The following is a 12,390-nucleotide window of genomic DNA, read 5'->3' as shown; positions in this document are numbered from 1 at the left end:
GATGCACCTTCTGAGAGTGCATATAGTGTAAAGGTAACTTTAAATGACAATGGGCAATTTGCTATTGAAAATAGAGATGATGGCATTAAAGCAAGTGCGGTAGCAGCTCCTGGTGGATTTGCAAATCCGGAATTTGATAGCTTAAACATTTTTGTCTCTGCTTTTAACGATGCAAATAACACAACAAATGTTTTGTTTAAAAATCAAATGAAAGCAATGAATACGGGTGTGCTAGTAGAAGGCGGAAATGCAACCACAACGGGAGCTTTAAGAATGGCAACATTTGCACAAACGGTGAATATCTTTGATAGCTTGGGAAATAAACACGATTTTACGATGCAGTTTAAGAAAATCTCAGACAATGAATGGAGCTTTCGCATCATTGTGCCAGAGCCTGCAGAGCTTATTGGTGCTAGTGCGCAACGCCCAAACATTTTAGAGGGGGGTAGCATAAGCTTCGGAGAAAATGGAGAGTTATTAGGGGTAAATCCTAGTAGCATCCAATTTAAGCCAAACACGGGGGCTTCTTTTCCGCAAAACATTGACTTAGACTTTGGAAGGGGAGGGGGATTTGATGGGCTTACAAGCACGGCGAAGGAGTCGGAATCTAAAAATGTAAAGGGTGATGGCTATGCTTCAGGGACATTAAGAGAGTACTATTTTGATAAGACAGGGACAATGTTGGGAAGGTTTGACAATGGAGAAAACCTAGCTTTAGCGCAAGTTGCAGTGGCTACATTTGCCAATTATGAAGGTTTGCAGGAGGCTGGAAGTAATCTTTATGCAGAGTCTTCAAACTCGGGGCAACCAACTCTTGGAGCTGCTGGGACAGGGGGGCGTGCAGATGTTTCAACCTCTAAACTTGAGATGAGCAACACGGATTTAAGCCGTGGTCTAACGCAACTTATCGTTGTGCAAAGGGGATTTCAGGCGAGCTCAAAATCCATTACCACATCTGATCAAGTGCTAAACACATTGCTAGGCTTGAAACAATAATTTTACTCTTTAAATATGGAATCGTATTTGAAGCTTTCAAGTTAAAAAGTGTAAAAGAAATTGGCATTTCTTAACTTTATTTATTAATTTTAAAGATTAAAAGTGTAAAACAAAAAGGAAACTGAAAATCCCCCTTTTAAAGGGGACTTAATGCGCATAAGTAGCGATTAAGCATAGTAATAATACAATTACTACGATTTTTAGCATAATTTAATCCTCCTTTCGGAGAAGCAAATTTTCCTTAGTGAAGTCCTAATTCACTAAGGAATCAAACTTCACCACTGCGATTATAACATATTCTATAATTTTAATTCCGATTTTAAAACTCTAAAAAGCTACTGAAAACCTTTGGGTATTACTATTTTGAAGCTTTCAAGACTTTAAAGTTTCAAAATTTCAAAGTTTATAATAGATTGATATAAAATATTATTTAAATAAACTAAATAAAGTTGATATTATCTATATAAACTTTATTGATTTTTTTCTATTTTTTGCTATAATGCGCGGAAATTTTTCAAAAAAGGATATTTATGGCAAAACATACTTTTCAAACCGAAGTGAATCAACTCTTGGATTTAATGATACATTCTTTGTATTCTAATAAAGAGATTTTTTTGCGTGAGCTTGTGAGTAATGCTTCAGACGCGCTAGATAAGCTGCAATACTTAACGCTAACAGATGAGAAGCTAAAGTCGCTAAACTTCACGCCTAGGATTGACATAGCCTTTGATAGTGAGAAAAACACGCTAACAATTAGCGATAGCGGTGTGGGTATGAATGAAGCGGATTTAATAGAGAATTTAGGCACGATTGCAAAGAGTGGGACAAAAAACTTTTTATCAAAACTTAGTGGGGATAAGAAAAAGGATTCCGCGTTGATTGGGCAGTTTGGTGTTGGGTTTTATTCTGCTTTTATGGTGGCAAGCAAGATTATAGTAACAACTAAAAAAGCAGGGGAGAGTCAAGCGTATGCGTGGATTAGCGATGGGAGTGGGGAGTTTGATATTGAGCCTTGTGAGAAGGAAACGCACGGAAGTGAGATTAAGCTGTATTTAAAAGATGATGAAAAGGAATTTACAAGCCGTTGGCGCATAGAAGAGATTATCAAAAAATACTCCGACCACATTCCATTCCCAATTTTTTTACATTTTACTGAGAGTAAAACTGAGGGTGAGGAGGAAAATAAAAAGGAAGTCATAGAGCAAAAATGCGAACAAATCAATAAGGCTTCAGCCCTTTGGCGTGTGGCAAAGAAAGATTTAAAAGAGGAGGAATACAAAGAGTTTTATAAGACTTTAAGTTATGATTCTAGTGAGCCACTTTCTTGGATACATACAAAGGTGGAGGGAACTTTAGAATACACAACTTTATTTTATATCCCACAAAGTGCGCCTTTTGACTTGTATCGCGTGGATTATAAAAGTGGCGTGAAGCTGTATGTGAAGCGAGTGTTTATTACCGATGATGATAAGGAACTTTTACCGCCTTATTTGCGCTTTGTAAGGGGGATTATTGATAGTGAGGATTTGCCACTTAATGTAAGCCGTGAAATTTTGCAACAAAATAAAATCCTAGCTACAATTAAGTCTGCTTCTACAAAAAAGATTCTAAGCGAGATTGACGCCTTACAAAAAGATACAGAAAAATACGCTAAATTTTATAAAGAGTTTGGCAGATGCTTAAAAGAGGGGGTTTATAGCGATTTTGAAAACAAAGAAAAGCTAATGGAGTTTTTGCGCTTTACTAGCACGAAAAGTGAGGGCAAAGAGATTTCTTTTAAAACATATAAAGAGAGAATGATTGATGGGCAAAAGGCAATCTACTATCTGCAAGGGGAGGATTTGGAGTTGCTTAAAAGCTCGCCTTTACTTGATGCGTTTAGCAAAAAAGGTATTGAAGTAATGCTTTTTGGTGATGAGATAGATGGAATCGTAATGCCTATGGTGCAAGAGTATGATAAAACGCCATTGCGTGCGATTACTTCTAAGGAAGCTTTGGAGGATTTAGGAGAAGCTAGCATTGATGAGCAAACACAGGAGAAATTTAAGGGCTTGCTAGAGATTTTTAAAGAAGCCTTAGGTGATGAGGTGCAAGAAGTGCGCTTGAGTGCTAGGCTAGTTGATGCGCCTTCTTGTGTGGTAGAAGCAGAGGATCAAAATAGTGCGATGCTAAAAATGATGCGTCAAATGGGAATGCAGGGGAATATGCCAGAGTCTAAGCCGATTTTAGAATTAAATCCAAACCATACTATTTTAACTAGAATGCTAATGAGCAATGATAGGGAGAAAACAAAGGAAATTGCGCATTTGTTGCTTGAAGAAGCAAAGTTGCTTGAAGGGGGTAAGCTTAAAGATGTGAATGCCTTTGTAAAACGCTTAAACACTCTACTGCAAGCTAGCCTTTAGGGCTTTAGTTTGGATTCCGCTTTGGATTCCAAACTTTAGAATTGGATAATTTAAAAAGTTAAAAGGCTTGTTGAAATATAGAATCCAAAATGAAAATTTAAAGAAAGCCCTGCAATCTTGCGTCTATTTTATATCCATAAAGTTATTAAGATAATGTGTTATGTTCTCTTTGCCATTTGCAACCCACATATTATTTTCTTGTGCAATTCTTATATTGTAGTTATCAGAATCCTTAATGATTCCATCGTAAATCATTTTTTCTTATTGTGTGGTTGGGTATTACAAAATACAAATTTGAATAACCCTTTTTGTCAAAATTTCTTATTACCAAAATATAAAATGTTTCCGATTTGTCATATCTTATGAAAAAATCTTTTTTGATGGTAAAATTTGGGGTTTTATTATCATTTGATAGAGCTGTTTTGACTTGTATGAAAAAGAATCTCCCTTCTTTTGTGGCAACTAAATCTATGCCGTCATCTACTGACATTATAGAAGCATTGTAGCCATAAAATAAAAGTTCAGAAAATACCGCCATTTCCCCTGCTTTGCCTACATATTGTGTATTAACTTGTGGTTTTGGAGTTATTAGAGTTTGAGTTTGTGCTTTTTTGATAGGTTTTAGCTCATAAAATCCTTTCTTAAAGCTTTTTCCATTTTTGTTTTTTATTTTTCTAAAAGGGCTTATTTTTGGCTTTTTTACAGAATTCGCCAAAGAAGCGTTCATATTTCTAGTGATTGTTTCTAAATCTCCTTTTATGTATCCAGCAACCAATGCCCTATTGGCTATTTCATTGATATGCAAAGGCTCTTTTGCTTTTCCTAGAATATCTTTTGCAATTTCTATCCAATTTGTTTTTTCCGCCATTTTTATTTCCTTTTTTAGGCTTTATAACTTGCTTGATTGATTTTAGAATCAAAACACAATTCTAATTCTTTAAGGCTAAAAGTTGGAATCCAAAATGAAAATTGTGTTTTTTAGATTCCACATTACAACCATTTTTTCTTTTTAAAATACAGAATTGGAAGCACGGTTGAGATAATCATCACGCCTAAGACTATGGGATAAGAATATGTCCATTCAAGCTCAGGCATATATTTGAAATTCATTCCATAGATTGTAGAAATTAGTGTTGGGGGCATCATTGCCACAGTTACAACGGTGAAAATTTTAATGGTTTTATTCTGTTCAATGTTGATTTGACTAGAAAAAAGTGTTTGAATATTATCCAAAATATTCATATTAACATTTGTAAATTCTACAAGAGAATTAATGTCTTTTAGCACGATTCCTAAGTCTTTTTTAACTTCTGCATCGGCTTTGTTTGTGCGTAAGAGTGCAATGATTGCAAGTCTTTTATCAAACAAACTATCGCGCAAACTTAGGTGCATTTCTTGTAAAAGGGAGAGATTTTCTAAAATGTCATCACCTAATCGTTTGTCTAAAACAATTGCACGACGCAAAAGACGCGTTTGTTTAGCGATACTCTCTAGCATATCCGCATCTTTTTCAACGCGTAATTCAAAAATTTTTGAAATTAAATCAAATCCATCTTCAAAATTTTTTGGGTTTGCAAGGACGCGTTGTTGGATTTCATCAAAGACTTTAAATTCACTATAACGCAGAGTAAAAAGGATATTATGCGTGAGTAAAAAGGTAATGGTTTCGTTGCGTAAAATATTCTCTGCATTAGGGCGCGTTAGGAAGTAGGTGTTAATGGTTATACTTTCGCTATCTTCCCAATAGCGCGCGGATTCTTCAATCTCTTCTCTTTCTTCTTTGGTTGGAATGTCTAAAAGATAGGTTTTTGAAATGTAGGCGATTTCTTGAGTGCTTGGGTGTAGTAAGTCAATCCAAAGCACATCGGCACTTGCATCAATTGCTTCTATGGATTGGATACTTTCTCTTACAATCATTCCGTTGCGTTTAATAAATAAATTTAACATTATTACTCCTTCTAAAGGAGAATAAACCCCTTTAGTTTAGTGGTTTAAAAGATTCTTGGGTTTGTCCATTATTATTCTTTTTTGTCTAGGACTTCAAATGCTGGAAGCACTTTACCTTCTAAGAGTTCTAAACTTGCTCCACCCCCTGTTGAGGTAAAGCTCATACTATCTCTATTGCCTGCTTTATCTACGGCATCTGCGGTATCTCCACCACCGATAATGCTGTAAGCATAGGTGTCTGCAATTGCGTGTGCAATGCTAAAAGTTCCGCGTGAGAATTTTTGTGTTTCATAAGCACCTAGCGGTCCGTTCCAAATGATAGTTTCACAATCTTTAATGACTTCATTAAAGAGTTTCACAGTAGCTGGTCCAATATCTACTGCCATTAAATTTTCTGGAATATCTTGAGCGGGGATAATTTTAATGGTTTTTGGTTCTTTGATGGCATCAGTTGCAACAACATCTACGGGTAAATAAATCTTTACGCCCTTTTCTTTGGCATTTCTTAAAATATTGCGTGCGTCTTGTAGCAAATGGTCTTCTGTTAAAGAAGCTTTTGTGTCATATCCGACTGCTTTTAAGAAAGTATTGCTCATTGCTCCGCCAATGATGATTTTATCCACAACATTTAAGATAGAGTTTAAGAGTGTGAGTTTTGAGGACACTTTAGAGCCACCTACGATTAATAATAGCGGGCGCAAAGGGTTAGAGAGAGCAACTGCAAAAGAATCAATCTCTTTTTTTAAGAGCAAGCCGGCAACTTTTTCCTTAGCATATTGTGCGATTCCATAAGTAGAAGCGTGCTTGCGATGGGAAGCTCCAAAGGCATCATTGACATAAATGTCGCATAAATTTGCAAGTTTTTGGGAAAGATTGGAATCGTTTTTTTCTTCGCCTGCATAAAAGCGGATATTTTCTAGCAAAATAATGCTACCATCAACTAGTGTATTTAGCGTAACTTGTGCATTCTCTAAGCTATCAACAAAGACAATATCTTTAGAAAGTAAGCGTTCAAGACGCTTGAGAATGTGTTTTAAAGAAAAGGAATCGCTTTTTCCTTGTGGTCGCCCTAAGTGGCTAACTAGAATAATGGATTTTGCTCCGTGGTCAATGCAGTAATTAATCGTAGGAATTGCTTCGCGGATTCTTGTATCATCTCCAATGTTTAAATCATTGTCCATAGGGACATTAAAATCCACACGGATTAGAATGCGTTTATTTTTAAGGTTGGTTTCGCGAATGCTTTTTACATTTTGCATTGTTTGGATATTTTCACTCATAGACACCCTTTTTGTAAAATAGTTAAGCAAATCTTAACTAAAAACGCCTTAATTCTAAAGCAAAGCCTTTTTTGCCATTTTGCAAGAGTGTAATGCTGCCATTGTGTGCTTCAATGATTTGTAAAGAGAGCGCAAGTCCTAAGCCATTTCCCTTGACCTTAGTGCTTTTAAAAGGTTCAAAAAGAATTTCTGGGTTTTCAATGGGTTTGCCATTATCATAGATTTCAAATAAGGCGTGTTTGTCTGTGTTGTAAAAATTAATCTCCACAAGCCCTTCTTCGTTTTCCCCTTCTTCAATGGCATCTATTGCATTGAATAAGAAGTTTTGTAGCACAATGCAGAGCAAATCAAAATCCGCTTTAAAATGTGTTTTGTCAAAATTAAATATAAAGGTGATGTCCTTAGAATAAGTGTAGTGGCTAATAGATGCGTTTAATTCTTCTTTGATGCTTTGTGGGTCAATCTTGCTGTGATTGCAATGCACGCCTTTAGAAAAAAGCAGTGTTGCTTTAATGATGCGCTCCACTCTCCAAATGGACTTTTTAATCTCTAGCACAAGGGATTTGTTTTTTAAATCCACGCGGTTAATTAATGTGGAAGCAAGCAAGGCAACAGAGCCGATAGGATTGCGGATTTCGTGCGCTAAGTGTGCAGAGATTTGCCCCATAGAAGCTAAGCGTTCTTTGCGCTTTTCACTTGTAATATCAGTGGCAGAAACTATGCGTTTATTGAGTTTGGTATTAGATTGCACAAGATAGACTTTATTGGATTCAAGTTCAATTTCTTGGCGATTGTTTTGGGAGAAATCAAGCTTCTCTAAAATCTCTGGAATCTCACAGGCTAGGCTGTTTTGATAGAAAATCTCTCCTTCTTGTTCTAATACCCAAACTGCTGTTGGTAGGACATCTAGCACTTCTTCAAAGAGTGCTTTTAGCTCTACAAATTCTTTTTCTACTTCATAAGTTTGCGTGATAAGTTCTTTTAAGCCCTTTGCAAAGGATTCTTTATCGCTACTGCTTAGGGATTCTAATAAATGTTCATCAATCACGATTAGCCTTTAGCACCTTGTTTGTTTTGTAAATCTTTTAAGTAATCAAAGAGTAAATCGCTAAAACCAAAGCTACCGCTTAAGGATTCTGAAAGTGTGTCGCGATACATTGACTCATAAATATCGTGTCCGGGAGCTTTTGGAAAAAGTGTGTCGTCCATTTTTAAAGAAATGTCTAACATATTCTTTATAATCAGTGCTTCAAAGGCATCTGTTTGCTCTCTTAATCTTGAGTCATCATCTGTTTTTTGAATCTTTGGCGTGGATTTTGCCCTATCAACTAATTCCTTAGAATATCCACTGATTGCATTAAAATCTATTAGCATTTTTATCCTTTAGATGATTTCTAAGTCGGCGTTAAATGCGCCTGCTTTTTTCATTGTTTCTAAAATTGCAATCATATCTTTTGGTGTTGCTCCCATTCTTTGCAATGCTCTAGTTACGCTTGAAATGGTTGGATTATTTTGCGCACTTACCATTGCTTGCTCTTCGCTAAAACTTGCTCCGCTTCCCATATCAACAGCTTCTGGGTCTGTGATGGCTTCGTTGCTGACTTTAATGGTGATGTTGTTGTGTGTTACAACTACGGGTGTAACTTCTACATTCATACCAGCAATGATTGTGCCTGTGCGTTCATTGATAATGATTTTGTCTTCTCTGACTGCGTCAATGTCAATTTCCTGCACGCGCGCTAAAAATTCTACCATACTCATTTCTTGTGGGCGTTGGAGTTTAATTGTGCGCGGGTCAATTGCCGTTGCAATAGGAGTTTGCGCCTGTGTTTGTCCTTCTTGTTCTTGTGGATTTGTAAAAGCTGCATTGATGCTTCTTTGGATGCGCATTGCATTTTGAAAATTGGATTCCTTTAAACTTAGCGTGGCGTTGATTTTATTGTATAAATCATAGCTAACTTCCCTTTCCACCGTTGCACCATTTGGTAAAACTCCTGCTAGTGGGTGGTTTGCACTCCCGCCCCTCTCACTTTTACCGCCAATGCCTACTGCACCTTGTGCCACAGCATAGATTCTGCCATCAAGCCCGCTAAGTGGAGTTAAAAGCAGTGTTCCGCCCTCTAACGATTTTGCATCGCCTATGCTTGAGACTAAAATATCAATTTTATCGCCCTGTCTTGCAAAGGCTGGAAGTTTTGCTGTTACCATCACAGCAGCGACATTTTTAGAGCTAATATCGTTTGCATTCACCTTTACATTCACGCTATCTAACATATTTGAGATAGATTGCATTGTGAAAGCTGCAGTTGTTTTGTCTCCTGTGCCATTTAAACCTACAACTAAACCATAGCCGATAAGTTGGTTATCGCGCACGCCTACAATGTTTGCTAAATCGCTCACCTTTGCGCTAAAAGCAGGGAGTGTGAGTGTAATGCATAGCATCAAATGTTTGAAGAGTTTTGTTATTTTCATCGCGTAATGTCCTTATTTCGCTAAAATCTTTTCTAGGCAGTCAAAGCAAGAAGTATTCCAAAATTATATTCTTTTAATTGTTATAATTAAGGCATTTATCTTAACAAAAGGAAGCTTAAAGTGGAAATTATAGGGATTGATTTAGGGAGTAATTCTCTGCGTGGTGTGCGTATGGAAGTGCGTGATAATGGCGCAAATAAGGAATTTGTAGTGTTAAAGGAATCTGATTTTACGGTGCGCACAGCAGAGGGTTTAGAGGAAAGCGGTGAGATTTGTAAAGCTGCGGTTTGTCGTATTATAGAAGGATTGTTGCAAATGCGTGAAGTTTTAGGGGTTTCTAGTGCGGATAGGGTGGTTGCATTAACGACGCAAGCAATGCGCAAAGCACGCAATAAAGAGGAGGTTTTGCAAGAGATTTTTGCAAAAAGTGGTATTAGATTCCGTGTTATTAATGGTGAAATGGAAGCAAAAATCACAACTCTAGCCCCAAAAATCGCACTAGAGAAGCTAAAGGTGCAAAATGAAAAATACGACAAAGATTGCTTTTTGCTAGTAGATATGGGAGGGGCTAGTAGTGAGTTTATTGTGTGTGGTTTGGAAATGGAGCTTGCAAAAAGCTTTGAAATAGGGATTGTAAGCGCGAAGGATAGATTTAAGAGTGCAGAGAATTTAAAGGCGTGTAAGGATGAGTTTTTAATGCCTATTGTGGCGTTTGTGGAATCTTGTAAGGGCAGGGGAATGATTCCAAAATTCCTTGTGGCAAATAGTGGCACGCCAACGCTTGTGTGTGGCTTTAAACTTGGATTAAAGAAATATGATTCTAAGGCGGTGTTTGGAAAAACGCTTCTAAGGGGGGACTTTGTTAGGGTGTTGCAGGAATTTTTAAGGCTGAATATGGAATCGCAAATTGCTATTTTTGGGGAGTTTAAGGCAGATGTCGTGCCTTTTGGGATTGCGCTATTTACTTGCTTTATGGAGGCTTTGGGTTTTGAGGAATGTTTAGTGATGGATGAGGGGCTTAGGGAGGGGGCTGTGATTGCTTCTGTGATGGGAGAGATTTAATCTATGAGATGGTATAAATTTAAATGTATAGATAAGGTTTGATTGATGAGGAATAGCATAAGAAATCTTAAGAGTGGCATTAGAAGCTTTAGGAAAAAACTTAAAATAAAACTTCAGCAAATGCGTGTCAATAAAGCTGTATGGCAGGTTAAACAAAGATTGAAAGAGCAGGCAGTTATTCGCGTTGGAATTTTGTCTTATGATGATGATAGAGCATTTCCCTATCATAGCGTTATTAAAGAGCTTTCTAGGGATTTGCGCTTTTGTATCTATATCTTTGTTGTGCCTGTGAATTCTAAATCATCAGAGTGGATGCTAGAGACAGCGAAAATAGTGTTCGGCGTTTGAAAGAAAGATACAATAATGTTGTTTGTGTGTATGATTTTAAAAGAGAGCGGTATTTGGAAGTTGCTAATTTAATTGATGTTGCGCTGTTTTGTAATATTTATGATAGTGCTGTAAATTCTCGTTATCAAATTGTTAATTTGTCTCAAAAAATGCTTTGCGTGTATGTACCTTATGGATTTACAGGAATGTTAAATTATGATTTTAAACATATCATTCATTCTAGGGAATATGCTTTACTTTGGAAAATTTATGTAGAGAATCAAAAGGGCTTAGAAGCAACTTTGCAGAATTCTCTTATAAAGCAATCTAGTGTTGTTGTAACAGGATATACAAAAATGGATGCAATCATAAAGTATTGTAAGACTCCCAACAAGAGAAAAAAGATAATCATCGCTCCCCATCATACAATGACAGATTGGAAAGAATTGCAACTTTCAAATTTCTTAGTGTATTATGAGTTTTTCTTAGAGCTGCCTAAGATTTATTCTCAAATTGATTTTATTTTCCGTCCGCATCTTTCAGTCTTTAGAGTGTTAAGAGAGCATTCTAATTTATGGAATAACACTCCAGAAAGTTATTTGGCTAAAATTGAAGCAATCCCTAATATGACTTATCATAATGCGGATAATTATTTGGAGCTTTTTGTGCAAAGTGATGCGCTAATCCACGATTGTGGTTCTTATACTGCTGAGTATTTATACACAGATAATCCTGCGTGTTTTATGGGTAGGAAAGATACATTTGAGCATACATTTTCGCCCTATGGATTTGAAGTGCTAAAGCATTATTATCTTGCATTTTCCAAAGAATATATTTTAGACTTTATAGATAGGGTGGTTCTTAAAGGTAAAGATGAAATGCGCAAACAAAGAGTGGAGTTTGCTAAAAAGCAGATAAGAATTAATGCAGGAAAAGCGGGAGTTAAGCTAGTAGAGAGCCTTAAAGAAGAAATTTTTGGTGCGGGGGGGGGGGCGTTAATAGCTCTTATTAGCGTTTTGAAAACTTGGATTTTGCTAGAATCACTCCACATAGCGTTAAAAATGTCCCTAAAACAGCTAGAGTGGAGAGCCTTTCTTCTAGCACAAAAAAGGAAGTGATAATCGTAATAATAGGCGTGAGATACACATAGATATTTGTCTTTACTGCGCCAATTAATAATGTGGAGAGATTCCATAAAAGAAAGCATATCCCTGAAGCAAAAAGTGATAAAAAGAGTAAGTTTAAGGCAATTTTTAAATCTAGCAAATTTGCTAGATTTGGCGAAAAATCTAAGAAGAAAAAGCTAGGGAGCATTCCTAAGATTCCATAAAAGATAATGCGCCTTGTCACTAGGATAATGTGGTTTGTCTTTTGTGTGATTTTAAGGATTAAAAGCGAGTAAGCCGCCCAGCCAAGTGCTGAGAGAAGTGCTAGTGTATCGCCTAAAGGATTCAAAATAAATCCCCCTTCTTCATAGCTTAAAAGCACGATTCCACCCATACACAAAACAAAGGCTATAAAAAAGACAAAAGAGAGTTTTTCAATTTTTAAAAAGCTTGCAAGCAATGCGGTAAAAAGTGGCGCAGTTGCAATAATCACGCTGACATTTGAAGCCTTAGAAATATCCATTGCAAGATTTAAGAAAAGATTATAAATTGTGATTCCACTAAGTCCAGCTAGTAGGAAGTAAAGTTCGTCTTTAAGGGTGGATTTTAAAAGTCTTGGAGCAATAAGAAGTAAGAAGCAATAACCGATGGCAAATTGTAGCACCAAAAGTTCAAGCGGGCTAAAAACTTCTAAGAGAATCTTAACGCTGACATAAAGACTAGACCACAAAAACACGCTAGCAAAGGCTAGAAAATGTCCCATTAGCTGCATTGTGGTAACCAAAATAGTGGGTT

The 12,390-nt window shown here is 36.6% G+C and carries 12 protein-coding genes; 5 read left to right on the top strand and 7 right to left on the bottom strand.

What is annotated here, in order from left to right; translation table 11 throughout:
- A partial coding sequence (locus MRZ19_RS06505; protein ID WP_291031493.1) for a flagellar hook-basal body complex protein occupies positions 1-996 on the top strand: 996 nt, incomplete at its 5' end.
- Positions 997-1,520: 524 nt separating this feature from the next.
- On the top strand, positions 1,521-3,401 hold the full coding sequence (gene htpG / locus MRZ19_RS06500) for a molecular chaperone HtpG (RefSeq protein WP_291031496.1): 1,881 nt from the start codon (positions 1,521-1,523) through the stop codon (positions 3,399-3,401).
- Between the two features lie 232 nt (positions 3,402-3,633).
- Here htpG and MRZ19_RS06495 read toward each other — a convergent pair whose 3' ends face one another.
- From MRZ19_RS06495 to MRZ19_RS06470, 6 genes are all read right to left on the bottom strand, one after another.
- The gene (locus tag MRZ19_RS06495; protein WP_291031492.1) at positions 3,634-4,269 is read right to left on the bottom strand and encodes a group I intron-associated PD-(D/E)XK endonuclease; all 636 of its coding nucleotides are present in this window, start codon (positions 4,267-4,269) and stop codon (positions 3,634-3,636) included.
- A 122-nt stretch (positions 4,270-4,391) separates the two neighbouring features.
- Positions 4,392-5,348: a magnesium/cobalt transporter CorA gene (gene corA, locus MRZ19_RS06490; protein ID WP_291031491.1), complete on the bottom strand. Its 957-nt coding sequence runs from the start codon at positions 5,346-5,348 to the stop codon at positions 4,392-4,394.
- A gap of 71 nt (positions 5,349-5,419) precedes the next feature.
- Positions 5,420-6,628: a phosphoglycerate kinase gene (locus tag MRZ19_RS06485; protein ID WP_291031490.1), complete on the bottom strand. Its 1,209-nt coding sequence runs from the start codon at positions 6,626-6,628 to the stop codon at positions 5,420-5,422.
- A 37-nt stretch (positions 6,629-6,665) separates the two neighbouring features.
- Complete coding sequence (locus tag MRZ19_RS06480; RefSeq protein WP_291031489.1) at positions 6,666-7,676, bottom strand: ATP-binding protein; 1,011 nt, start codon at positions 7,674-7,676, stop codon at positions 6,666-6,668.
- 2 nt (positions 7,677-7,678) lie between these two features.
- Positions 7,679-8,002 carry a rod-binding protein gene (locus MRZ19_RS06475; protein ID WP_291031488.1) on the bottom strand — a complete coding sequence of 108 codons (324 nt, stop codon included), beginning with the start codon at positions 8,000-8,002 and terminating at the stop codon, positions 7,679-7,681.
- Between the two features lie 9 nt (positions 8,003-8,011).
- A complete protein-coding gene (locus tag MRZ19_RS06470; protein WP_291031495.1) occupies positions 8,012-9,070 on the bottom strand; it encodes a flagellar basal body P-ring protein FlgI in 1,059 nt (352 codons plus the stop codon).
- A 150-nt stretch (positions 9,071-9,220) separates the two neighbouring features.
- On the opposite strand from MRZ19_RS06470, the gene MRZ19_RS06465 reads away from it, so the two are divergent.
- Genes MRZ19_RS06465 through MRZ19_RS06455 form a run of 3 tightly spaced genes read left to right on the top strand, consistent with a single transcriptional unit; the run spans position 9,221 to position 11,607 of the window.
- Complete coding sequence (locus tag MRZ19_RS06465) at positions 9,221-10,162, top strand: phosphatase (protein ID WP_291031487.1); 942 nt, start codon at positions 9,221-9,223, stop codon at positions 10,160-10,162.
- A 45-nt stretch (positions 10,163-10,207) separates the two neighbouring features.
- A complete protein-coding gene (locus MRZ19_RS06460; RefSeq protein ID WP_291031486.1) occupies positions 10,208-10,510 on the top strand; it encodes a hypothetical protein in 303 nt (100 codons plus the stop codon).
- Entirely contained in the window at positions 10,471-11,607 is a 1,137-nt protein-coding gene (locus tag MRZ19_RS06455) for a hypothetical protein (RefSeq protein ID WP_291031485.1), read from the top strand. The genes MRZ19_RS06460 and MRZ19_RS06455 overlap by 40 nt, the downstream gene beginning before the upstream one ends.
- Here the strand turns inward: MRZ19_RS06455 and MRZ19_RS06450 are convergent.
- Entirely contained in the window at positions 11,498-12,358 is an 861-nt protein-coding gene (locus tag MRZ19_RS06450; RefSeq protein WP_291031484.1) for a DMT family transporter, read from the bottom strand. The two genes, MRZ19_RS06455 and MRZ19_RS06450, sit on opposite strands and share 110 nt — an antisense overlap.
- Positions 12,359-12,390: the final 32 nt, after the last annotated feature.

The sequence above is a fragment of the Helicobacter sp. genome (assembly GCF_022770205.1).
Taxonomy (GTDB): Bacteria; Campylobacterota; Campylobacteria; order Campylobacterales; family Helicobacteraceae; genus Helicobacter_D.
The sequence above is the reverse complement of the archived record's forward strand: the minus strand, read 5'-3'. Positions and strand labels throughout refer to the sequence as shown.

Excerpts from the sequence above, each read along its gene's own strand:
- MRZ19_RS06495 (WP_291031492.1), bottom strand. The coding sequence starts at position 4,269 with ATGGCGGAAAAAACAAATTGGATAGAAATTGCAAAAGATATTCTAGGA.
- MRZ19_RS06450 (WP_291031484.1), bottom strand. The coding sequence starts at position 12,358 with ATGGGACATTTTCTAGCCTTTGCTAGCGTGTTTTTGTGGTCTAGTCTT.
- corA (WP_291031491.1), bottom strand. The coding sequence starts at position 5,348 with ATGTTAAATTTATTTATTAAACGCAACGGAATGATTGTAAGAGAAAGT.
- MRZ19_RS06470 (WP_291031495.1), bottom strand. The coding sequence starts at position 9,070 with ATGCTATGCATTACACTCACACTCCCTGCTTTTAGCGCAAAGGTGAGC.
- MRZ19_RS06485 (WP_291031490.1), bottom strand. The coding sequence starts at position 6,628 with ATGAGTGAAAATATCCAAACAATGCAAAATGTAAAAAGCATTCGCGAA.
- MRZ19_RS06460 (WP_291031486.1), top strand. The coding sequence starts at position 10,208 with ATGAGGAATAGCATAAGAAATCTTAAGAGTGGCATTAGAAGCTTTAGG.
- MRZ19_RS06475 (WP_291031488.1), bottom strand. The coding sequence starts at position 8,002 with ATGCTAATAGATTTTAATGCAATCAGTGGATATTCTAAGGAATTAGTT.